Below are 20,484 nucleotides of genomic sequence, written 5' to 3' on the forward strand. Positions count from 1 at the left end.
ACAGAAAGGAGAACATAATTAATGAGCCGTATTGGTTTTAAAGTTATAAACGTCCCTGACAGTGTCACCGTTACCAAAAAAGGTGATGATATTACTGTTAAAGGTCCTAAGGGCGAATTAACAAGATATTTTGATCCCACAATTAAATTTGAACAAAAAGATGGTGAAATTCATTTCACCCGTTCAAATGACAATGATAAAGCACTTCATGGTACTGAAAGAGCAAATCTTGCAGATATGATTGAAGGTGTAGTTAATGGCTATAAAAAGACATTAAAACTTATTGGGGTTGGATATCGTGCTCAAGCACAAGGTAACAAGCTTGTGCTAAATGTTGGATATTCTCATCCAGTTGAATTTGAATTGCCTAAAGGTATTGAAGTAAAAACTCCATCTGCTACAGATATTGAGATTGATGGTATCTCAAAGCAAATGGTTGGTCAATTTGCTGCTGAAGTTCGTGCAGTTAGACCTCCTGAACCATATAAAGGTAAAGGTATCCGTTACACCGATGAACATGTTCGTCGTAAGGAAGGTAAAACTGGTAAATAATAATTAATTTTTGAGGTGAAATTGTGATTTCAAAACCAGATAAAAATAAGTTACGCTTAAAGCGTCATAAACGTATTCGTGGTAAAATTTCTGGTACTGCTGAGCGCCCACGCTTAAGTATTTTTCGTTCAAATAAAAACATCTACGCTCAATTAATTGATGATGTAGAGGGTGTTACGCTCGCAAGTGCCTCAACTTTAGATAAAGGTGTGTCTTCTAAAGAAGGTACCAGTATCGAACAAGCTAAAGCAGTTGGTAAATCAATTGCTGAAGCTGCAAAGAAAAAGAACATCACTAGTGTTGTATTTGATAGAAGTGGGTACTTATACCACGGTCGTATTGCAGCATTAGCTGATGCAGCACGTGAAAACGGATTAGAATTCTAGGAAAGGAGAATATAACTAATGGCAAACCGCAACGATTCTCGTAGAGAACGTAGAAATAATGACGAAATTGAAGATCAATTAGTTGCTGTAAACCGAATCACCAAAGTTGTAAAGGGTGGTCGCAGGATGAGATTTGCTGCACTTGTAGTTGTCGGTGACAAAAAAGGCCGTGTAGGCTTTGGTACTGGTAAAGCTCAAGAAGTCCCAGAAGCAATCCGTAAAGCTGTAGAAGCAGGAAAGAAGAACATGATTAATGTTCCTACTGTTGGAACAACTATTCCACATGAAGTAATCGGTCACTTCGGTTCAGGAAATATTTTGTTAAAACCAGCTGAAGCTGGTTCTGGTGTTGCTGCTGGTGGTGCCGTACGTATTGTTATGGATATGGCAGGTATTGCTGATGTAACTTCCAAGTCACTAGGATCTAATACACCTATTAATGTTGTTCGTGCCACAATTGATGGCTTAAAGAAGTTGAAGACTCGTTCAGAAATTCTGAAGCTTCGCGAATCAGCTAAGAGCTTACAAGATTAGGAGAGACTAAATGACTGATTTAAAGATTACTTTAATTAGAAGTGCTGCTCATCGCATTCCAAGTCAACGAGAAATTGTTAAGTCACTTGGATTAGGCCGAGTTAACAGTACAGTAGTATTACCTGATAGTTCTGCTACCAGGGGTGCATTGATGAAAATCGCTCACTTAATTTCTGTAAAAGAAGTTAATAAATAAAACTTTAAAGAGGAGGTGCTGAATTAATGAAACTTCATGAATTAAAACCTGCCGTAGGTTCACGTCGCGATAGAAAACGTGTTGGTCGTGGAACTTCAAGTGGTTATGGTAAAACATCTGGCCGTGGACAAAAAGGTCAATTGGCTCGTCAAGGTGGACATACTCGTTTAGGCTTTGAAGGTGGACAAATGCCACTATTCAGAACTATGCCTAAGCGTGGATTCAATAATGTTAACCGCAAAGAATATGCAATAATCAACTTAAATGATTTAAACAAATTTGAAGATGGTAGCAACATAACTGTTGAAAGTCTTAAAGAAGCTGGATTAATCAAAAAAGAATTAGATGGTATTAAATTACTAGCTAATGGTGAGGTTAAAGTAAAAGTTAATATTAAACTTAACAAAGTTTCAAAAGCTGCTAAAGAAGCAGTAGAAGCTGCTGGTGGAACAGTTGAGGTGATTTAATGCTCACGACCTTGAAGAACGCCTTTAAAGATAAAGAAATAAGAAATAAAATTTTCTTTACTCTCTTTATTTTGTTGTTATACCGTATTGGTGCAAATATTACAGTGCCTGGTGTCAACGCTAAGGCGATCACCCAAGTTGCTCAAACAGGTTTAGTTCCTATGCTTGATACTGTGAGTGGTGGTGGATTGGATACTTATTCAATCTTTTCACTTGGGGTTTCGCCTTATATTACCGCACAAATTGTTATTCAATTATTGCAAATGGATATAGTTCCAAAACTTGTAGAGTGGGGTAAGCAAGGTGAAGTTGGACGAAGAAAAACTAATCAAGTTACAAGATATCTTACTTTGGTAGTTGCCTTTGTTCAAAGCATAGGTATTACTCTTGGATTTAATGTGTTGACTCAGATGGGGCTAGTAAAAAATCAAACTCCACAAACATATATTGAAATTGCTATCATTATGACTGCTGGTACTATGTTACTAACTTGGCTCGGTGACGAAATCACTGATAAGGGATTAGGAAATGGTGTTTCAGTAATTATTTTTGCGGGCATTATCGCAAGATTACCAAATGGTCTTTATCAAATATTTAAAGAGTCAATTTTAAATGCGAGCGATAATGATCGTTGGAGAGGTATATTGTTCTTCATCGGAGTAATCATTGCAATTTTAATAGTAACTCAACTCGTAACATGGGTTGAACAAGCCGTAAGACGCGTACCCATTCAATATACTAGAAGAGCTGCTGTTAGTGGATCTGAAAGTTTTCTACCATTAAAAGTAAATGTTTCTGGTGTTATTCCTGTAATTTTTGCGAGTTCATTTATTATTACGCCAGCAACAATTTTGATGGCATTTCAGAGAACTCAGGGAGATCAACAATGGTACAAAGTACTTACTGAAATCTTCAGTTTACAAACTACTCCAGGTGCAATAATTTATACTTTGCTAATTATATTATTCACGTTCTTCTATGCATTTGTTCAAGTAAATCCTGAAAAGTTAGCAGAAAATTTGCAAAAACAAGGTGCATATATTCCAAGCGTTTGGCCAGGTAAAGATACTCAAGAATATATTTCTAAATTATTGATGAAATTATCCACAGTTGGTGCGATATTTTTAGGATTAGTTGCATTGATTCCTCAATTAGCAACTAATCTTTGGGGATTACCAAGCTCAATTGGTCTTGGTGGTACTAGTTTATTAATTGTAATTGGTGTTGTACTTGAATTATGGCGCCAAATTGATGGATTATTGATGAAACGTGAATATGTTGGATTTATAAGATAGGTGTATTTAATGATTAATTTAATTTTATTGGGATTGCCAGGGGCTGGAAAAGGAACAGTTTCTGAAAGAATTGTTGATAAATATCATCTTGCACATATTTCAACGGGAGATATGTTTAGAGAAGCAATGGCTAACAAAACGCCCGTTGGTTTGGAAGCAAAGAAGTATATTGATAAAGGTGATCTTGTTCCAGATGAGGTTACGGCAAAACTTGTTGAAGAAAGATTAGCTAATCCAGATACATCTAACGGATATATTTTGGATGGTTTTCCTAGAACAGTGGTTCAAGCACAAATGCTCGATAAAATCACTAATAAATTAGATAAACCTTTAACCAATGTAATTGCATTGGATGTACCTGAAAAAGTTTTAATTAATAGATTATCAGCAAGATACATGTGTAAAAATTGTGGTGCGACATATAATAAAATTTCTAATCCAACTAAGATTGAAGGTACTTGTGATCGCTGCGGTGGACATGAATTTTATCAACGTGAAGACGATAAACCAGAAGTTGTGAAGAATCGTCTAAGAGTCAATGAAAAAATGAATACACCATTACGTGATTATTACAAAAAAGAAGGAATTCTTTCTGTAGTAAATGGTAATCAAAAACCAGAAGTTGTTTTTGAAGAAATTGATAAAATATTGAGCAAGAATTAATATATTTTGTATATTTAAATTCACGTGATATACTTTGAAAGTATGACTGTTTTAATTCCGGAGGAGAAAAAACTTTGGCAAAAGATGACGTCATTGAAGTAGAAGGTAAGGTAGTTGATACCTTACCTAATGCTATGTTTAAAGTCGAACTAGAAAATGGGGCAACTGTATTGGCTCATGTATCTGGTAAAATTAGAATGCATTATATTCGAATTCTACCTGGCGATAGAGTAACGGTTGAATTATCACCATATGATCTTACTAAGGGTAGAATTACATATAGATTTATTAAGTAACGGAGGCAAACATGAAAGTTAGACCATCTGTTAAGCCAATGTGTGAACATTGCAAGGTTATTAAGAGACATGGTCGTGTTATGGTGATTTGCTCAGCAAATCCTAAGCACAAACAACGTCAAGGTTAATATTAAAAGTAAATATAGGAGGTGCATTAAATGGCACGTATCGCTGGTGTAGACTTACCAAGAGATAAACGAGTAGTAATAGCTCTTACATATATTTATGGTATTGGTGAAGCTACTGCAAAGAAAATTTGTGAAGATGCGGGTGTTTCTGAAGACATTCGTTCAAAGGACTTAACACCTGAAGACCAAGAGAAACTCCGTGTTCAAGTTGATAAGTATCGTGTAGAAGGTGACTTACGTCGTGAAATAAGTATGAATATCAAACGATTAGTTGATATTGGTTCTTATCGTGGAATTCGTCATCGTCGTGGCTTGCCAGTTCGTGGGCAAAATACCAAGAACAATGCCCGTACACGTAAAGGTTCTAAGAGAAACCGTTAATTAAAACTACAACATAGGAGGTTTATTAATGGCAGCAAATAAGACAACACGTAAACGTCGTGTTAAGAAACATGTTGAAAATGGTGTTGCACACATTCATTCAACATTTAATAATACTTTAGTTATGATTACAGATGCTCAAGGAAATGCCGTTGCATGGTCTTCAGCTGGTGCATTAGGTTTCAAGGGTAGTAGAAAATCTACTCCATTTGCAGCACAAATGGCTGCTGAAGCTGCAGCAAAAGCATCAATGGATCAAGGAATGAAACATGTAGAAGTTTCTGTAAAAGGACCTGGTGCTGGTCGTGAAGCAGCAATTCGTTCCCTTCAAGCAACTGGTTTGGAAATCACAGCAATTCGTGATGTAACACCTGTACCACACAACGGTTCTAGACCACCAAAACGTCGTCGTGTCTAATTCCGTATATTGTCGAGGACATTACGTTTTGAAAGGGGCCCAGTAATGATTGAATTTGAAAAACCAAATATTACCACAGTTGATCAAGAAAAAACTTATGGTAAATTTGTTGTCGAACCACTGGAACGAGGTTTTGGAACTACATTAGGTAATTCACTTCGTCGTGTTTTATTAACTTCAATTCCAGGTACGGCACTTTCTTACATCCAAATTGATGGCGTTTTGCATGAGTTTTCTACGATTCCTGGTGTAAAGGAAGATGTCGCAAAAATCATCTTAAATTTGAAAAAACTAGATTTAAAGTCTTTATCAAAAGAAGAGAAAATTGTTGAGATTGATGTTGAAGGTCCAGCTACTGTAACTGCTGCTGACTTAAAAGTTGATCCAGACATCATTGTTTTAAATCCTGATCAATATATTTGTACCATTGCCAAAGGCGGACATTTGCATATGCAAATTGCTGTTAAGACAGGTCGCGGATATGTTCCAGCTAGTGAAAATAAAACAGAGGATATGCCTATAGGAGTTATACCTGTAGACTCACTATTTTTGCCAATCAAGAAGGTTAATTATCAAGTTGAAAGTACTCGCGTTGGAAAACGCGATGATTTTGATAAATTGACTTTAGAAGTTTGGACAGACGGTTCAATCACACCTAGTGACGCCCTCAGTTTCGCATCAAAAATATTGATTGAGCACTTCAAGATTTTTGAAACAGCTGAATCTAAAGATGATTTTGGTGGCGAAGTTATGGTTGAAAAAGAATCTGATAAGAAAGAAAAGAAGCTTGAAATGTCAATTGAAGAGCTAGATCTTTCTGTTCGTTCATACAACTGCTTGAAACGTGCGGGCATTAATACAGTTCAAGATTTAACTGATAAGACTGAATCTGATATGATGCATGTACGTAATTTAGGGCGTAAATCATTGGAAGAAGTTAAAAACAAACTCGCTGAACTTGGATTACATCTACGTGATGATGATTAAAGTTCGCTATAAGGAGGCAAACTAATGGCATATCGTAAATTAGGACGCGACAGTGCACATAGAAAAGCAATGCTTCGTGAAATGACTACACAATTATTCATCAACGAAAGTATTGTTACAACTGAAGCACGTGCAAAAGAAATCCGTAAAACTGCTGAAAAGATGATCACTTTAGGCAAACGTGGAGACTTGCACGCAAGAAGACAAGCTGCTGCATTTGTACGTAATGAAGTTGCTGATATTCAAGAAGAAAAAGATGCAGTTGTTGTAAAATCTGCATTACAAAAATTGTTTAGTGATATTGCACCTCGTTACAAAGATCGTAATGGTGGATACACTAGAATTATGAAATTGGCTAATGTACGTAAAGGTGACGCAGCACCTATGGTTATTCTAGAATTAGTTTAATCATTTAACTTAATAGCTATTAAGAATTATTCATGGAAGTGAGCATGAGCGTGATGATGATGGTTTAATGCCAAGTCTAGCTTAGATGTAAAGCATCCCTCTCCATGGATGATTTTTTTTATGCTTTTTTACAAAATTTGGTAAAATATCAATATGTTTATAAATTTGAGGTACTCAGATGGAAAATAACATTATTGAAGTAAAAAATGTAAGCTTTACATATACTGATACAAAATCTCCTGCTATTAAGGATTTAACATTTAGCATAAAAAGACAAACTTGGACATCTATTATAGGGCATAATGGTAGTGGCAAATCTACATTGACAAGATTATTAAATGGGTTATTGGTACCAGACAAAAATGAAGAGGAACCTCCTCAAATAATTATTGATGGAATATCATTAAATAAAGAGAATGTTTGGAAAATTCGTCAAATATTAGGTATTGTATTTCAAAATCCTGATAATCAATTTGTTGGTGCGACGGTTGCTGATGATGTAGCTTTTGGATTAGAAAATCTTGGAGTGTCTAGATCCAAAATGCTAAAAATGGTTGATGATGCCCTTAAAAAAGTTGATATGTTGGAATACAAGGATGCTGAGCCAGAAAATTTATCTGGTGGTCAAAAGCAGCGAATTGCAATTGCAGGAATTTTAGCAGTTCAGCCTAAAATTATAATTTTAGATGAATCAACGTCTATGTTAGATCCAGAAGGACGTAAACGCATCTTAGACTTAATACGGCAAATGCAAAAAAGAGAACATTTAACCATATTATCCATTACACATGATATTGATGAAGCAAACATAGCTGATCAAATTATGGTGATAAATGATGGAAAATTAGTTGCAAAAGATATTCCTAATAAAATATTTCAAAATACAAAATTGATAAAGCAAAGTGGACTAGAAATGCCATTTGAGTATCAATTAATACAGCAATTAAATGATCATGGAATTCAAATTGATAACACAATAGATAATAAAGCAAAGTTGGAAGAGAAATTATGGCAATTAAATTCAAAAATGTAAGTTATACATATATGCCAGGCACTAGTTTAGAAACAAAAGCATTGAAGAATGTTAGTTTTGAGCTCAAAGCTGGTAAATTTATAACCATTATTGGACATACTGGTAGTGGTAAATCTACATTAACGCAGATGTTCAATGCATTATTAAAACCAACTTCTGGGCAAATTGAGGTAGCAGGATATAAAATTAATTCTAAAACTTCTAATAAACATTTAAAAGGCCTGAGAAAGAAAGTTTCATTAGCTTTCCAATTTCCAGAATCACAGTTATTTGAAAGTACAGTTTTGAAAGACATTGAATTTGGACCTAATAATTTTGGATATTCAAAAAGTAATGCTGAAAAAATGTCCATAAAATGGGCTAAAAAAGTAGGATTGCCAACTACTGTTTTTGAAAAGTCACCTTTTGAATTATCAGGTGGACAAATGAGGCGCGTTGCATTGGCAGGTGTTATGGCGTATGAGCCAGAAATATTGTGCTTAGATGAACCCGCAGCAGGACTAGATCCGCAAGGTCGCAAGGAGATAATGTCAATATTTGAAGATTATCAAAAACAAGGACATACTATTGTTTTGGTTACACACAATATGGAAGATGTTGCCAATTATGCAAATGATGTTTTGGTTATGGAAAATGGAAAGTTAATTAAACATGACACACCAGAAAATATATTTAAAGATTCTGATTGGTTAAAAAAGCATCATTTAGATGAACCGATAGCAGCTAAATATGCTAGTGATTTAAGTCAAAAAGGTTTTATTTTTGAAAAAAAACCAATTACTTTAGATCAATTAACAACTGCAATTGTGAAAAACATAGAAGGTGAAATTGGTGAGTAAAATCATTATAGGACGCTATATACCAGGTGATTCAATAATTTACAAAATGGATCCTAGAGGAAAATTATTAGCTGCGTTTTTATTTATTGTAGTTATATTTTTAGCTAATAACTGGCAAACTTATACTATTGCAATATTATTTAGTATATTAGCTATGGTAGCTACTAAATTACCAACAAAAACATTTTGGAATGGAATTAAGCCTTTTATTTGGCTAATTTTATTTACTGCTTTACTTCAAATGCTATTTACTGGCGGAGGACATGTTTATTGGCAGTGGGGTATATTTGTTATTTCATCTTATGGCATTGTAAATAGTATTTATATTTTTATTAGATTTACTGTTATTATCATCATATCAACTGTAATGACTTTGACAACAAAACCTTTAGAAATTGCAGATGGGATGGAGTGGATATTAACTCCATTAAAAATAGTAAAACTTCCTGTAGCTGAAATTGCATTAATTATGTCAATTGCCTTGAGATTTGTGCCAACTTTATTTGACCAAACTACCAAAATAATGGATGCCCAAAGAGCACGTGGAGCTGATTTCAATGATGGAAATTTAATTGATCGTGGAAAGGCTATTGTGCCACTATTAGTTCCATTATTTATCAATTCATTAGAAATTGCGTTAGATTTATCTACGGCAATGGAGTCGCGCGGATATCAAGGAAGTAGCGGTAGAACCAGATATCGAGTTTTAAAATGGTCAAAATATGATTTGATCAATTTAGGATACTTTGTATTATTAACAATTTTATTAGTTTTATTTAGGACGAAATAATGACAACTAGATACAAAATGATGATGGCCTATGATGGTCATCTTTTTCATGGATTTCAAAAACAGCCTAATCAAAGAACTGTGCAAGGCACTGTTGAACAGGCATTAATGAAAATGACTAAGGGTGAACGTGTGATTGTCCATGGATCTGGGCGTACAGATACTGGGGTACATGCATTAGGGCAGATAATTCATTTTGATTATCCTAATAAAGAAATTCCTGCCAATAAGATGTTATTGGCACTTAATTCAATGATGCCAACTGATATTATTTTTAAAGAAAGTGAAATCGTTGATCAAAATTTTCATGTTCAATATTCAACTAAAGGAAAATGGTATCGCTATATTGTAAATTTGGATCATTTTGTTAATCCGTTTAAAAGGTTTTACACTGGGCATTATCCATATCCACTTGATATCAAATTAATGCAAGAAGCCAGTAAAGATTTATTAGGGACACATGATTTTACGAGTTTTGCCGCAAGTGGAGGTCAGATAATTGATAAAGTTAGAACGATGTATTATGTCAATGTCTGGGCAAAACAAGATGATAATGAAATTGTCTTTGATTTTATATGCAGTGGTTTTTTATACAATATGGTTAGGATAATGGTTGCTGCTTTATTAGAAATTGGAAATAAACGACGCCCCGTCCATGATCTGCAAAGAGTAATACTAGCTAAAGATCGGCAACAAGTAAGACAAACTGCGCAACCGAATGGTTTATATTTATATAAAGTTTTTTATGATGAGGTTCCCCAAAAATATCGAATCGATCTTCAAAAAAATTGACATAGACATGATTTCGGCGTATTCTAATTAAGTATGTTTGTCCACGGTAGGCCCCGGAAACTTATTGTTTGTCAAACTACCCAAAAACGGAGGAATTTAAATTGCGTACTACACCATTAGCAAAAACTAGTGAAATTGAACGTAAGTGGTATATTATCGATGCAACTGATATTGCGTTAGGACGTTTATCAACTGCTGCTGCCACTATTTTAAGAGGTAAGAATAAGCCTCAATATACACCAAATGTAGATACTGGTGATAACGTTATTATTATTAACGCTTCTAAGTTAAAACTTACTGGTAAGAAACATACTGATAAGATTTACTACCACCATTCTGCATGGCGTGGTGGCTTGAAGGCTACACCAGCAGGTGAATTACTTGCTAATAATCCTGTTAAATTAGTTGAAATGTCAATTAAAGGTATGCTTCCAAAGAATACTCTTGGTCACCAAGAATTCTTGAAATTACATGTATATGCTGATGCAGAACATAAACATGAAGCACAAAAGCCTGAACAATTAGACATTAATAAGTTAATCTAGGAGGTTAAATAATGGCACAACAAGCAGCATATGCTGGAACTGGTCGTCGTAAAGATTCTGTTGCCCGCGTTCGTTTAGTACCAGGTAACGGTAAGATTACTGTAAATACTAAAGATGTAACTGAATACATCCCATTCCCTAACTTGGTTAAAGATTTGAAGCAACCTTTGACATTAACTGAAACTGAAGGTCAATATGATGTAGAAGTTAATGTTAATGGTGGTGGATTCTCAGGTCAAGCTGGTGCAATTCGTTTAGGTATTGCACGTGCTTTGTTAGACGTAGATCCTGATTTCCGTAGCCCATTGAAAAAGGCTGGTTTCTTAACTCGTGACCCAAGAATGAAGGAACGTAAGAAGCCAGGTTTGAAGAAAGCCCGTAAAGCTTCACAATTCTCAAAACGTTAATATTTATTTTCGAAAAGTTGTTATATCAACGTTTTGGAAACTTCAATTGGTCACCTATGGTCACTGCTATAGGAAACTAAAACGACTTAAAGCATTCGCATATTTTGCGAGTGCTTTTTTGCTTGCATTAGAATAAATTGAAGAGAATAATGATATTTAAACTACTGAAAATTGTAAATAATCTAATGCCAATCATTTATAATGAAAAGAATTCATAGTTTCTGTACAGTGACAAATTTATGGATAAAATGGAAAAAAACTTGCTAAAGAGAAAGAAAATTAACTATGCCTTTAAAAGATATTGTTAAAGTTGAATCCATTTTATATAGTAATTCTAAGTGGGGACATGCACCTTTAAGTAAATTTGAATTTTTTAAACCAATAAAAAAAGCCTCATCTGATAAAGATGAAGCTAAGTAAAATGATTGATAAAAATAAATTATATATTTACTCCTTAATCAACTCACTAAATGTGTAAACTAATGATTGATATGGATAATATTTACCATTGATTACTAGAGGTTGCGCTAAAACATAGCCCTTTGTTTTAGTAATAATCATTTGCTGGGATGAAGGTTGCAGATTACTAATCACAAATTCATATTCACCTTTTGTTAGAAAATGATTCAAGATTGCATAACCACTTATTTCTGGCTTAATTGCATATGATTTGCCATTTTTTAAATCTAGTAGTTGAATTTTAACTTTGGTAGCTGTTGTTGGCACTATTAAAGTAACTCGATCTGCAGCATGGTTTAATCTCACTTTTTGTTTGATAATAGTTCTTGGTTTAATAATGGCGGGCTTTGCATCATATTGATCAGATAATTGGCTTCTTTGAGCTGCAACGACCATTCTAGCGTGTGTGACTTTAGGCTTGGTTAACAACGCTACGCCTGCTCCAAATAACATGAGTAAAATAGATATCAAATAATACAATTTTTTTCTTATAGGATTTAAATGTAGTGATAAATTAGTCTGCGACAAAATAATCAATAATAATGCAAAAATTGGTTGTCCATAACGGTCTTCTGCTTCCCATAAAAATGTATGAAATACTAAATATCCAACTGCAGTAATAACTGCGAGCAATGTTATTGGATTAACAATATTGTCTTTAATGATTTTTAGACAACTAAACATCCCAACTAAAAAGATAATAATAAATCCTACCCTAAATAAAACTTCGCCTGAATGACTGAAAATCAACTTGTGATTTTGATAAAAAGTAGGCGCTTGAATATAGCCACCAGTATAATCATGCTGGAAAGTATCGACATTTAAAATGGTGGCGCACTTGTGATACCACTGATCTAAAATGCCCCAAAAACCTAATTTATGTAATCTTTGTGGAAAAGCTGTGTTTAAATAGTTTTGTCGAGCTGATTTAGATGGTAATTTTAACAGTGTTTCAACATCACTATTGTTATAAACTCCTTGAGTACTAGGTGAATAGCTCATATTAATCCAATGCATTGTTGGAAAGGCATATTTGTTGTTAGTAGAATATTGTGTAGAATTTTGGAGTAAATTGTTAGTAGGAATTGATGATGCAAAAGCTAGCAATATTACTAGCATAGGAACTAATAATGCCTTTAATTTGACTCTATCTGCTATCAACAAATAAAAGAGCACGATAATTATAGCTACAGCTAAAATTATTAGATTTGCTTTAATCAATTGTCCTAATAAAATTAAAATAAATAATAAAAACCCATTGATAACTTTTTTCTTAGCAGAATATTCATGCCAATTTTTTAAAATAATAAAGCTAAGTAATAAAGCAAATAAGATAGGCAGATCAGTATAGACAACTTGCAAATAATAAGTGTATGCAAAAGGCGTTACAAGATAAAACAGTAATAGCCAGATGATATATTCATTAGCATGATTATTTTTTTTGAATAGATTAATACTGATAATAATGAAACTATCCAAAATTAGTATTGATAAGACATGAAAAGAAGTATTAGTGGTTAAACTAAATAAGTTAGTTATACGCAACCAATAAGATAATAAAATTGCGATAGGTACATTATTAGCGTAGCGGAAAAAATAGGAAGTATGATTCCACTTATAAATATTGCGACTGAGCAATTCTGCTTGATATAACACTCTAAAAGGATCATGATAAACACTTGCTGAAAAATAATTCAAGATTATTAATTGTACAATAATGATAATTGCAAGAGTCATTCCAATTAACCAATTAATTTGTTTAGAAGTTAGTTTTTGAATAAAAGGTTTGATAATGGGATGCAACAAAAAAATAAGCCCTAGTATTGTGATTACTAAGCCAGTTAATTTTAGATTTTGTTTGGAAATTAAATTACTAACACTTCCGATTATTAATCCTAAAATTAATAAAATTGGAAATAAGTTGAGCCAACTTCGTTTTTTGACCATAATAATACCTCATAAGTTAATATTGATATTATAGCACTGTAATATGTCGCAATTATTACACACAAAAACACATAATTACTTTTTTGCAATAATTATGTGTTTTGAAAATTATTTATTAATATTTTTAGCTAAATAATCGTATAACATTGCCTTTTTTACTTCTTTAGTATCAATTCCTAAAACTTCTGCAATCTTATATGCATAAGCCATCGCAGTAGCAGGACCTCGACTAGTAATAATATGATGATTGGAATCAACTACAACCATATCTTCTTTAAATTTAGCTGTTGGTTCATCATGCAAAATTTCTTGATCAACATTTGGAAAACAAGTAAATTCTGTATTTTTCAATAATCCAAACTTAGCTAATGCCAATGGACCTGCGCAAATTGCACCATTCCATAAGCCTTTTTGGTGGCGCAATTCTAATAATTGACCTAATTTTTTGCTATCACGTAAATTATTTGCTCCAGGTTGGCCTCCAGGAAGTGATACAAAGTCATAATCTAGTATTTTTTCATCAAGTAATCTATCAGCAATGATAGTAATATCATGTGTTCCAGTAACTTCTAAGTCAGTTAACCCTATTACATCAGTATCAATACGCAATCTTCTGAAGATGTCTACTTGGGCTAAACCCTCAATTTCTTCAAAGCCATTAGCAAAAATAACCGCAATTTTTGGCATATCTATCATCCTTTCTTTGAATCACTTCTATTTTACTTTATTTTTTCATTAAATTCATAAAGTTAAGCATATAAATCATTTGTGTTTATAAGTGTGTTAGTACATGATAAAATTAATGTTATGATTATTTTTTTGAGAGGTGAAGTATTTGGCAACTGAAGTATATTTAGTAAGACATGGTGAAACAATGTTTAATCAGTTAAATAAAGTTCAAGGCTGGGCTGATTCACCACTAACAATTAAAGGAATTAATGATTTAAAAGTTACTGCAAAAGCTCTGTCTCAAACACATTTTGATAATATGTATTCATCTGATTTAAAAAGAGCTATTGATACAGTTCATCTAATGAAAGATGCCAACGAAGTATCTACTATTGGCAAAATTAGGAAGCTACCTGAATTTAGAGAAGTATTTTTTGGAACTTTTGAAGGTGATGATATTAATCAAACATGGGATCAAGTTAGTGTTGCTGCAGGGATGAAAAAAGAAAGTAATGTGATGAAAATAATTAATCACATCGGAATTAGCGAATTTAGAGAAGCCACCAAAAAAGCAGATCCACGTCATTTAGCAGAAAATTCTGAAGAATTAGATACTAGAATGGTTAAGGCTATTAAAGAATTAAAAGAAATTACCCATGATGAAAATCGAGTTTTACTTGTAACTCATGGAGATTTTATCAAAACTCTAGGAATCAAATATTGGATTAAAAGTGATGGTTTTCATGATATTGCTTTTCCTGATAATGGCAGTGTATCACGTGGGATATTGCATAATAATGGCAGTTTTGAAATTGTTGATTATAACGTAAATGCAAATAATCTATAAGTCTCACTGCAAATGTGAGACTTTTTTGGTACACTAATTTTTGAAGGGATAGATTATGTTATGAATCAAAAAAAGACTACAGTTCGTTATTTTGAAGTCACAACTCTGAATATTATTATTACGATAGTAGAATTTATTGGTGGTGCAATCTCTGGATCATTAGCATTATTGTCTGATGCTGTACATAATCTTGGTGATGTTGGTGCAATTATTTTGGGATTTATTGCTCAATTAATTGGTCAAAAACAACGTGATAAAAATAAAACTTTTGGATATAAAAGAGCAGAGACACTAGCTGCTTACACTAATGGAATTATTCTAATTGTGATTAGCATTGTTTTACTAGTAGAAGCAATCCAAAGATTCTCTAATCCAAGTAAAATTCAAGGTCAATTAATGTTGTGGGTAGCAACCGTTGGGTTAATTGCAAATGGAATTTCGATGTTTGCAATGCATAAAGATGCTGATGATAGTTTAAATGTTAAAGCGACATTTTTACATATGATGTCTGATGCGTTATCTAGTGTTATCGTAGTAGTCGGTGGAATTATTATTTCAATTTGGCATATCAATTGGCTTGATCCAGTTTTAACTTTGCTGGTATCTTTATTTATTTTAAAAGAGGCTTTCAGTATTGTTAAAAAAGCCACCAATATTTTGATGGAAGCTAATCCTAATATAGACTTAAGTAAGATAAATGAAATTATTTTGAGTTTTCCACAAGTAGAAAATGTCCATCATGTTCATGTGTGGAAATATAGTGATAATACTATAATGTTAGATGCACATATTAATGTTGCAGGTGATACAACTATAGGTAATTTTGAAAATCTATATCAAAAAATTGCCTTAAAATTGAAACAGCAACTAGGAATTAGTCATGTAACTTTACAAGTTGAATGTAAACGTGGACTTGATGAGAACTTGATTGCACCAACTAAGACAGATTAGGAGAATGAATATGCAAATAAGTATGTGGACAGGGCTGTTAGTTTTAGCTGTTGGAATATACGATATAGCTTATGCAATCAATAGAAATAAAACGGCTAAAAAAAGAAGTCTACCTTTTGTTTTTTTAGGGATATTATTTATTATTACAGGAATTGTAGTTTTAGTTATAGGTAAAAGATGACGAAGTTAATTTTAGTAAGACATGGTGAAAGCTTAGCAAATGCAGCTAATGTCTATACTGGATGGAATGATGCGGCACTGAGTGCAAAGGGTATAATGCAAGCAAATATTGCTGGCCAATTAATTAAAAATATTTCATTTACACCAACTCATATTCATACTTCCGTATTGTCTAGAGCAATTGTTACAGCCAATATAATTGCTGAAGTAGGCAATTTTTTGGATGTTCCAATTACTAAAACTTGGCGTTTAAATGAACGACATTATGGAGCATTGCGCAGCATTAATAAAGATGTTTCACGCAAAGTCTTTGGTATCGAACAAGTATTAAAATGGCGCAGAGGATTTGATGCAGTGCCACCAATGCAAGGTTCTCCAGCAATTGATAGGAGGTATGCATTATGTGATCCTAAATTAATGCCACGTGCAGAAAGTTTGCACCAAACTCAAAATCGCTTAATGCCTTATTATTATGATCATATTGCAAGTAGATTAGTGCAAGGTCAAGATCAGCTAATTGTTGCGCATGGATCTAGCTTGCGTGCGTTAATTAAAAAGATTGAAAATATAAGTGATGAAGATATTGTTAAATTAGAAGTGCCCAATGCAGAACCAATAATTTATGAATTTGATTCTAAAATGAATATTACCAACAAAGAAATATTATGATATGCTTATAGTTTCACTAAGATCATTACAGCTGATGAGTTTTTATGGTAAAATTTTAACGAGCAAATAATTATTATAAGTAAAGGGGACCCTTATGCGTAAAATATTCTTATTACGTGGTGCGCCTGGTTCGGGGAAGTCTTCTTTTATTGCACGCCATCATTTATTACCATATGCAATTAGTCGCGATGATATTCGCTTATTGCAGGCTGATTTAACAGTTTATTATCAAAAAGATGCAGACTATTTGCATCAAGTGATACCACGCCATGTTAATGTTAAAACAGCGCAACTGGTAGATGAGTTAGTTGAACATAAAATGTCATATGGTGAGACAGTTATTGTAGATGGTACCCATATAGCACCAAGTGCGATCGAACATTTTAAACCATTTGTTGATAAGTATCGTTACGACTTATATGTTGTGGATTTAATGCAACATAATACATTAGAAAATCTACTTAAGCGCAATCAAATTCGAATGCATTATGATTGGGTGAAACCCAGTGTAGTTAAGCAAATGTATGAGGCATATCGTGCACATCCAGAAGTTCCTGATTGGGCACGAGTAGTATATCCTAACCAAATGGATTGGGCTCTTAGCCAAAAAGAAAGCAATCTTGATCGTTATGCACATGTTATTGCGATTCCAGACAAAGTAAGACCAGAGGATTTTCCACATGTGCATATATCTAATTTCTATTTTTCATTTAATAATGAATTTACCGAGCAATATGGTTCATATAGAAATGTGATTACACTTGCAAAAACTCCAGAAGAAGCAATAAATGAGTTTAAACTACCATTTTTTGTATTTAAATTTCATCATAAGCACTTCTTGATTTCAACATATCCGATTAGAAATGAAATGTTAGATCCGATTAGAAAAGTGCGTGGAGTGTGGACATATTCAACAGGATTGTTTAATGTAGCTGATTTTGTTAAAGAATTTCCTGTAAATAAAAATCAACATGTACATCAATTTAATCTAAGTAATCTAGATCCTACCAGACTACTACATATTTGGTAAAAAAAAGACACTATGGAATTTTTCCACAGTGTCTTTTTTTATTGTTAATTTAGGTATTCGCCAGGATTTTCATCGTTACGCAAGGTAACACCAGCTTGCAAATCCTCAACTTCAGCTACTACAAAGTGCTTGCGTTCTAATTTATCCACAATTGTCTTCATCGTATCTTGAGAAACACCAGATGGGAGTGTAAATAATGTTCGGCGAACAAAATTACCTGCAGCTTCACCAGAAGTATCTAATGTCATAGCTCCTGCCAAATTAGTATATTTTGAAATAATTTTTGACATTTTAACTAAATTACCACGATTATTATCAGATAAAACTGTTAATACATATGAACCAGTCTTGATATTCCATGCATCACTTAACATATCAAGTAAGCGTGAGTGAGTTAAAATACCATAAAAAGTGTTGTCTTCATCTAATACCGCTATATAAGGCAAGTCTTTAATATTAAAAAACACTTTAAAAAATGGTGAATCAACTTTAATTGTCTTTGTGGCATTTTTCAATAAGTATGTAACAGGTAAATTCATATCCCCGCCTTGTGATTTATGACGGTATATATGCATCTTGTAAATATTACCCCTAAATAATTTACCACTATCATCCAAGATAGGAACACAGCGATAACCTGAATCTTCTAAAACTTTTAAAGCTTCAGCTAATGTGACATTTTCATTTACAGTAGTCAAATAATCTTTTTTGATAACTAAAGATTTAATAAGCATGAACGTAGCCTCCAATCGTATATGAAATTGCTTCAAACAATTATAACATAAAAAAATTTGAAGTTAAATAACGAAAATATGAAAATATTAGACTAAAAAAAGAGACCTTATCTAAGGTCTCTAATTCGAACTAAGAATATTATTGACGAACTTTAACGCCAGTTTCTTTGAAAGCTTTAGTCATGACTTCTTCAAGTTGTTCAGCAGAAGCTTTCATTAATTTCTTTTCTTCATCGCTTAAAGGCATTTCAATAATTTGTTCTAATCCTGTGCGGCCAACTACTGCGGGAGTTCCGATATGAATATCATGTAAACCATACTCACCATCTAAATCAACAGACAATGGTAATACAGCATGTTCATCGCGCAAAATTGCCTTGGTAATTCTAGCTAATGCAGTACCAATACCGTAGAATGTAGCACCTTTTAAGTTGATGATCTTGTAAGCCATGTCACGAACTTCATCATGGATAGCCTCTAGTTTGTTTTGGCCAACTTCTGGGTGATTCTTTACCCAATCAGCAACTTTTACGCCACCAACATTGTTGTAACTCCATACAGGGAATTCAGTATCACCGTGTTCACCAAGCATATATGCATTTACAGAACTTGGGTCAACGTTTTCCATTTCACCAATAACTTTTTGCAAACGAGCAGAATCTAGTGAAGTTCCTGAACCAATAACTCTTTCTTTAGGAAATCCTGACATCTTCCAAGTAGCATGAGTTAAAATATCTACTGGGTTAGCAGCAACTAAGAAAATACCTTGGAAACCTGATTCAACGATTGGTTCAACAATTGAACTTAAAATCTTCAAGTTTTTGTTTACTAAATCAAGTCTAGTTTCACCAGGCTTTTGTGGTGCACCAGCTGAAATAACAACTAAGTCAGCGTCTTTTGCATCTGAGTATTCAGCAGAATAAATCTTCTTTGGTGCAGTCCAAGGAGTAGCATCTGCTAAGTCAATTGCGTCTCCTTTAGTACGATCTTTAACAATATCAACAATACCTAATTCTTGTGCAATACCTTGTTGTACCATGGCAAATGCGTAAGATGAACCTACAGCACCGTCACCAACAAGAATAACTTTATGAGGTCTTTCGTCTCTAACCATTAAAATATGCTCCTTTTTGAATGATTAATGAATTTTTACATAGCAATTATAACATGCAACACACACTTAAACTAACAATTTGTATATATTGAACTAATTCTTAATATAGTAATCGCTTACCTATTATTGAATATGCAGAACATTAATAGCTAATATTTGCTTTGTGTTAAAATTAAAGGATAAATAAGTTATGAGGAAGTTTAAACTATATGAAGTTAATTGCAGGATTAGGAAATCCAGGCAAAAAATATGATCGAACAAAACACAATACAGGTTTTATGACAATTGATCATTATTTACAAAAAAACAATCTAAAATTATCACAAAATAAGTTTGATGGTTTATATTCTAAGGAAAAAATTAATGGCGAAGATGCAATTATTTTAGAGCCACAAACTTATATGAATGAATCTGGTCGATCAATTAGCCAAGTTGCTAATTTTTATAAGATTGATCCTCAAGATATTTTGATAATTCAAGATGATATGGATATGCCCATTGGAAAAATTAGAATTCGTAAAGATGGAAAATCTGGTGGACATAATGGAATTAAGAGCATTATTCGCGATTTAGGCACTCAAAAATTCAATCGTTTAAAAATTGGAATTCGTCATCCCGAAAAAACTAGCGTAGTGTCATGGGTATTAACACCATTTAACCAAGATCAACAAAAGATGATGGATGAAGCGTTTGAAACTTCTGCGGCAATTATTGATGAGTTTATCGCAAATAAAGATGCTAATTATTTGATGAATAAATATAATTAAA

30 protein-coding genes are annotated in these 20,484 nt (G+C 33.2%); 26 read left to right on the forward strand and 4 right to left on the reverse strand.

The window, feature by feature from the left end; translation table 11 throughout:
- Nucleotides 1–21: 21 nt before the first annotated feature.
- The 20 genes from rplF to AC38BG_RS03445 all read left to right on the forward strand — a co-directional run bounded on the left by rplF (nucleotide 22) and on the right by AC38BG_RS03445 (nucleotide 11,536).
- Nucleotides 22–552 carry a 50S ribosomal protein L6 gene (gene rplF / locus AC38BG_RS03350; protein WP_489937751.1) on the forward strand — a complete coding sequence of 177 codons (531 nt, stop codon included), beginning with the start codon at nucleotides 22–24 and terminating at the stop codon, nucleotides 550–552.
- A gap of 23 nt (nucleotides 553–575) precedes the next feature.
- On the forward strand, nucleotides 576–938 hold the full coding sequence (gene rplR, locus AC38BG_RS03355; protein WP_489937752.1) for a 50S ribosomal protein L18: 363 nt from the start codon (nucleotides 576–578) through the stop codon (nucleotides 936–938).
- A gap of 18 nt (nucleotides 939–956) precedes the next feature.
- Complete coding sequence (gene rpsE, locus AC38BG_RS03360) at nucleotides 957–1,472, forward strand: 30S ribosomal protein S5 (protein ID WP_489937753.1); 516 nt, start codon at nucleotides 957–959, stop codon at nucleotides 1,470–1,472.
- 10 nt (nucleotides 1,473–1,482) lie between these two features.
- Complete coding sequence (gene rpmD / locus AC38BG_RS03365; protein WP_489937754.1) at nucleotides 1,483–1,668, forward strand: 50S ribosomal protein L30; 186 nt, start codon at nucleotides 1,483–1,485, stop codon at nucleotides 1,666–1,668.
- 26 nt (nucleotides 1,669–1,694) lie between these two features.
- On the forward strand, nucleotides 1,695–2,135 hold the full coding sequence (rplO, locus tag AC38BG_RS03370) for a 50S ribosomal protein L15 (RefSeq protein WP_489937755.1): 441 nt from the start codon (nucleotides 1,695–1,697) through the stop codon (nucleotides 2,133–2,135).
- Nucleotides 2,135–3,430: a preprotein translocase subunit SecY gene (gene secY / locus AC38BG_RS03375; protein WP_489937756.1), complete on the forward strand. Its 1,296-nt coding sequence runs from the start codon at nucleotides 2,135–2,137 to the stop codon at nucleotides 3,428–3,430. The genes rplO and secY overlap by 1 nt, the downstream gene beginning before the upstream one ends.
- A gap of 9 nt (nucleotides 3,431–3,439) precedes the next feature.
- On the forward strand, nucleotides 3,440–4,093 hold the full coding sequence (locus AC38BG_RS03380) for an adenylate kinase (RefSeq protein ID WP_489937757.1): 654 nt from the start codon (nucleotides 3,440–3,442) through the stop codon (nucleotides 4,091–4,093).
- 74 nt (nucleotides 4,094–4,167) lie between these two features.
- Nucleotides 4,168–4,389 (forward strand): translation initiation factor IF-1, encoded by a 222-nt coding sequence (infA, locus tag AC38BG_RS03385; RefSeq protein ID WP_489937758.1) that lies wholly within the window; start codon nucleotides 4,168–4,170, stop codon nucleotides 4,387–4,389.
- 11 nt (nucleotides 4,390–4,400) lie between these two features.
- Nucleotides 4,401–4,517, forward strand: a complete 117-nt coding sequence (rpmJ, locus tag AC38BG_RS03390; protein ID WP_005721621.1) for a 50S ribosomal protein L36 — start codon at nucleotides 4,401–4,403, stop codon at nucleotides 4,515–4,517.
- A gap of 30 nt (nucleotides 4,518–4,547) precedes the next feature.
- Nucleotides 4,548–4,898, forward strand: coding sequence for a 30S ribosomal protein S13 (gene rpsM / locus AC38BG_RS03395; protein WP_489937759.1), 351 nt, complete (start codon nucleotides 4,548–4,550; stop codon nucleotides 4,896–4,898).
- Nucleotides 4,899–4,926: 28 nt separating this feature from the next.
- Nucleotides 4,927–5,316, forward strand: coding sequence for a 30S ribosomal protein S11 (gene rpsK / locus AC38BG_RS03400; protein WP_489937760.1), 390 nt, complete (start codon nucleotides 4,927–4,929; stop codon nucleotides 5,314–5,316).
- A gap of 45 nt (nucleotides 5,317–5,361) precedes the next feature.
- Complete coding sequence (locus AC38BG_RS03405; RefSeq protein WP_489937761.1) at nucleotides 5,362–6,303, forward strand: DNA-directed RNA polymerase subunit alpha; 942 nt, start codon at nucleotides 5,362–5,364, stop codon at nucleotides 6,301–6,303.
- Between the two features lie 24 nt (nucleotides 6,304–6,327).
- Complete coding sequence (gene rplQ / locus AC38BG_RS03410) at nucleotides 6,328–6,711, forward strand: 50S ribosomal protein L17 (RefSeq protein WP_489937762.1); 384 nt, start codon at nucleotides 6,328–6,330, stop codon at nucleotides 6,709–6,711.
- 178 nt (nucleotides 6,712–6,889) lie between these two features.
- Nucleotides 6,890–7,744 carry an energy-coupling factor transporter ATPase gene (locus AC38BG_RS03415; protein WP_489937763.1) on the forward strand — a complete coding sequence of 285 codons (855 nt, stop codon included), beginning with the start codon at nucleotides 6,890–6,892 and terminating at the stop codon, nucleotides 7,742–7,744.
- On the forward strand, nucleotides 7,720–8,583 hold the full coding sequence (locus AC38BG_RS03420; RefSeq protein ID WP_489937764.1) for an energy-coupling factor transporter ATPase: 864 nt from the start codon (nucleotides 7,720–7,722) through the stop codon (nucleotides 8,581–8,583). The genes AC38BG_RS03415 and AC38BG_RS03420 overlap by 25 nt, the downstream gene beginning before the upstream one ends.
- Nucleotides 8,576–9,373 carry an energy-coupling factor transporter transmembrane component T family protein gene (locus AC38BG_RS03425; protein ID WP_489937765.1) on the forward strand — a complete coding sequence of 266 codons (798 nt, stop codon included), beginning with the start codon at nucleotides 8,576–8,578 and terminating at the stop codon, nucleotides 9,371–9,373. Before AC38BG_RS03420 ends, AC38BG_RS03425 begins: the two co-directional genes overlap by 8 nt.
- Nucleotides 9,373–10,164 carry a tRNA pseudouridine(38-40) synthase TruA gene (truA, locus tag AC38BG_RS03430; RefSeq protein WP_489937766.1) on the forward strand — a complete coding sequence of 264 codons (792 nt, stop codon included), beginning with the start codon at nucleotides 9,373–9,375 and terminating at the stop codon, nucleotides 10,162–10,164. The genes AC38BG_RS03425 and truA overlap by 1 nt, the downstream gene beginning before the upstream one ends.
- A gap of 101 nt (nucleotides 10,165–10,265) precedes the next feature.
- On the forward strand, nucleotides 10,266–10,709 hold the full coding sequence (rplM, locus tag AC38BG_RS03435) for a 50S ribosomal protein L13 (protein ID WP_489937767.1): 444 nt from the start codon (nucleotides 10,266–10,268) through the stop codon (nucleotides 10,707–10,709).
- Between the two features lie 11 nt (nucleotides 10,710–10,720).
- Nucleotides 10,721–11,116, forward strand: coding sequence for a 30S ribosomal protein S9 (gene rpsI, locus AC38BG_RS03440; protein WP_489937768.1), 396 nt, complete (start codon nucleotides 10,721–10,723; stop codon nucleotides 11,114–11,116).
- Nucleotides 11,117–11,401: 285 nt separating this feature from the next.
- Entirely contained in the window at nucleotides 11,402–11,536 is a 135-nt protein-coding gene (locus AC38BG_RS03445; RefSeq protein WP_489937769.1) for a hypothetical protein, read from the forward strand.
- Between the two features lie 27 nt (nucleotides 11,537–11,563).
- On the opposite strand, the gene AC38BG_RS03450 is transcribed toward AC38BG_RS03445, so the two are convergent.
- Nucleotides 11,564–13,522 carry a TraX family protein gene (locus tag AC38BG_RS03450; RefSeq protein ID WP_489937770.1) on the reverse strand — a complete coding sequence of 653 codons (1,959 nt, stop codon included), beginning with the start codon at nucleotides 13,520–13,522 and terminating at the stop codon, nucleotides 11,564–11,566.
- 108 nt (nucleotides 13,523–13,630) lie between these two features.
- Nucleotides 13,631–14,209 (reverse strand): DJ-1 family glyoxalase III, encoded by a 579-nt coding sequence (locus AC38BG_RS03455; protein ID WP_489937771.1) that lies wholly within the window; start codon nucleotides 14,207–14,209, stop codon nucleotides 13,631–13,633.
- A gap of 148 nt (nucleotides 14,210–14,357) precedes the next feature.
- Here AC38BG_RS03455 and AC38BG_RS03460 point away from each other — a divergent pair, with 148 nt between their 5' ends.
- The 5 genes from AC38BG_RS03460 (at nucleotide 14,358) to AC38BG_RS03480 (ending at nucleotide 17,868) form a co-directional block, all read left to right on the forward strand.
- The gene (locus tag AC38BG_RS03460) at nucleotides 14,358–15,038 is read left to right on the forward strand and encodes a histidine phosphatase family protein (protein ID WP_489937772.1); all 681 of its coding nucleotides are present in this window, start codon (nucleotides 14,358–14,360) and stop codon (nucleotides 15,036–15,038) included.
- A 60-nt stretch (nucleotides 15,039–15,098) separates the two neighbouring features.
- Nucleotides 15,099–15,989, forward strand: a complete 891-nt coding sequence (locus AC38BG_RS03465) for a cation diffusion facilitator family transporter (RefSeq protein WP_489937773.1) — start codon at nucleotides 15,099–15,101, stop codon at nucleotides 15,987–15,989.
- 10 nt (nucleotides 15,990–15,999) lie between these two features.
- Complete coding sequence (locus AC38BG_RS03470) at nucleotides 16,000–16,170, forward strand: DUF308 domain-containing protein (RefSeq protein WP_489937774.1); 171 nt, start codon at nucleotides 16,000–16,002, stop codon at nucleotides 16,168–16,170.
- A complete protein-coding gene (locus AC38BG_RS03475) occupies nucleotides 16,167–16,838 on the forward strand; it encodes a 2,3-bisphosphoglycerate-dependent phosphoglycerate mutase (RefSeq protein WP_489937775.1) in 672 nt (223 codons plus the stop codon). The genes AC38BG_RS03470 and AC38BG_RS03475 overlap by 4 nt, the downstream gene beginning before the upstream one ends.
- A 94-nt stretch (nucleotides 16,839–16,932) precedes the next feature.
- Nucleotides 16,933–17,868, forward strand: coding sequence for an AAA family ATPase (locus AC38BG_RS03480; RefSeq protein ID WP_489937776.1), 936 nt, complete (start codon nucleotides 16,933–16,935; stop codon nucleotides 17,866–17,868).
- A gap of 44 nt (nucleotides 17,869–17,912) precedes the next feature.
- On the opposite strand, the gene cbpA is transcribed toward AC38BG_RS03480, so the two are convergent.
- Nucleotides 17,913–18,602, reverse strand: a complete 690-nt coding sequence (gene cbpA, locus AC38BG_RS03485; protein WP_489937777.1) for a cyclic di-AMP binding protein CbpA — start codon at nucleotides 18,600–18,602, stop codon at nucleotides 17,913–17,915.
- A 139-nt stretch (nucleotides 18,603–18,741) separates the two neighbouring features.
- Entirely contained in the window at nucleotides 18,742–19,716 is a 975-nt protein-coding gene (locus AC38BG_RS03490; protein WP_489937778.1) for an L-lactate dehydrogenase, read from the reverse strand.
- A 209-nt stretch (nucleotides 19,717–19,925) separates the two neighbouring features.
- On the opposite strand from AC38BG_RS03490, the gene pth reads away from it, so the two are divergent.
- The gene (gene pth / locus AC38BG_RS03495; protein WP_489937779.1) at nucleotides 19,926–20,483 is read left to right on the forward strand and encodes an aminoacyl-tRNA hydrolase; all 558 of its coding nucleotides are present in this window, start codon (nucleotides 19,926–19,928) and stop codon (nucleotides 20,481–20,483) included.
- The last annotated feature ends 1 nt before the right edge of the window (nucleotide 20,484 follow it).

The sequence above is a fragment of the Lactobacillus sp. M44 genome (assembly GCF_058130005.1).

Excerpts from the sequence above, each read along its gene's own strand:
- truA (WP_489937766.1), top strand. The coding sequence starts at position 9,373 with ATGACAACTAGATACAAAATGATGATGGCCTATGATGGTCATCTTTTT.
- rplO (WP_489937755.1), top strand. The coding sequence starts at position 1,695 with ATGAAACTTCATGAATTAAAACCTGCCGTAGGTTCACGTCGCGATAGA.
- AC38BG_RS03470 (WP_489937774.1), top strand. The coding sequence starts at position 16,000 with ATGCAAATAAGTATGTGGACAGGGCTGTTAGTTTTAGCTGTTGGAATA.
- AC38BG_RS03480 (WP_489937776.1), top strand. The coding sequence starts at position 16,933 with ATGCGTAAAATATTCTTATTACGTGGTGCGCCTGGTTCGGGGAAGTCT.
- AC38BG_RS03490 (WP_489937778.1), bottom strand. The coding sequence starts at position 19,716 with ATGGTTAGAGACGAAAGACCTCATAAAGTTATTCTTGTTGGTGACGGT.
- pth (WP_489937779.1), top strand. The coding sequence starts at position 19,926 with ATGAAGTTAATTGCAGGATTAGGAAATCCAGGCAAAAAATATGATCGA.
- AC38BG_RS03450 (WP_489937770.1), bottom strand. The coding sequence starts at position 13,522 with ATGGTCAAAAAACGAAGTTGGCTCAACTTATTTCCAATTTTATTAATT.
- rpsI (WP_489937768.1), top strand. The coding sequence starts at position 10,721 with ATGGCACAACAAGCAGCATATGCTGGAACTGGTCGTCGTAAAGATTCT.
- AC38BG_RS03405 (WP_489937761.1), top strand. The coding sequence starts at position 5,362 with ATGATTGAATTTGAAAAACCAAATATTACCACAGTTGATCAAGAAAAA.
- AC38BG_RS03420 (WP_489937764.1), top strand. The coding sequence starts at position 7,720 with ATGGCAATTAAATTCAAAAATGTAAGTTATACATATATGCCAGGCACT.
- rpmD (WP_489937754.1), top strand. The coding sequence starts at position 1,483 with ATGACTGATTTAAAGATTACTTTAATTAGAAGTGCTGCTCATCGCATT.
- rplQ (WP_489937762.1), top strand. The coding sequence starts at position 6,328 with ATGGCATATCGTAAATTAGGACGCGACAGTGCACATAGAAAAGCAATG.
- AC38BG_RS03455 (WP_489937771.1), bottom strand. The coding sequence starts at position 14,209 with ATGCCAAAAATTGCGGTTATTTTTGCTAATGGCTTTGAAGAAATTGAG.
- rpsE (WP_489937753.1), top strand. The coding sequence starts at position 957 with ATGGCAAACCGCAACGATTCTCGTAGAGAACGTAGAAATAATGACGAA.
- secY (WP_489937756.1), top strand. The coding sequence starts at position 2,135 with ATGCTCACGACCTTGAAGAACGCCTTTAAAGATAAAGAAATAAGAAAT.
- rplF (WP_489937751.1), top strand. The coding sequence starts at position 22 with ATGAGCCGTATTGGTTTTAAAGTTATAAACGTCCCTGACAGTGTCACC.
- AC38BG_RS03465 (WP_489937773.1), top strand. The coding sequence starts at position 15,099 with ATGAATCAAAAAAAGACTACAGTTCGTTATTTTGAAGTCACAACTCTG.
- rpsK (WP_489937760.1), top strand. The coding sequence starts at position 4,927 with ATGGCAGCAAATAAGACAACACGTAAACGTCGTGTTAAGAAACATGTT.
- AC38BG_RS03415 (WP_489937763.1), top strand. The coding sequence starts at position 6,890 with ATGGAAAATAACATTATTGAAGTAAAAAATGTAAGCTTTACATATACT.
- rpsM (WP_489937759.1), top strand. The coding sequence starts at position 4,548 with ATGGCACGTATCGCTGGTGTAGACTTACCAAGAGATAAACGAGTAGTA.
- AC38BG_RS03380 (WP_489937757.1), top strand. The coding sequence starts at position 3,440 with ATGATTAATTTAATTTTATTGGGATTGCCAGGGGCTGGAAAAGGAACA.
- AC38BG_RS03475 (WP_489937775.1), top strand. The coding sequence starts at position 16,167 with ATGACGAAGTTAATTTTAGTAAGACATGGTGAAAGCTTAGCAAATGCA.
- AC38BG_RS03445 (WP_489937769.1), top strand. The coding sequence starts at position 11,402 with ATGCCTTTAAAAGATATTGTTAAAGTTGAATCCATTTTATATAGTAAT.
- rpmJ (WP_005721621.1), top strand. The coding sequence starts at position 4,401 with ATGAAAGTTAGACCATCTGTTAAGCCAATGTGTGAACATTGCAAGGTT.
- cbpA (WP_489937777.1), bottom strand. The coding sequence starts at position 18,602 with ATGCTTATTAAATCTTTAGTTATCAAAAAAGATTATTTGACTACTGTA.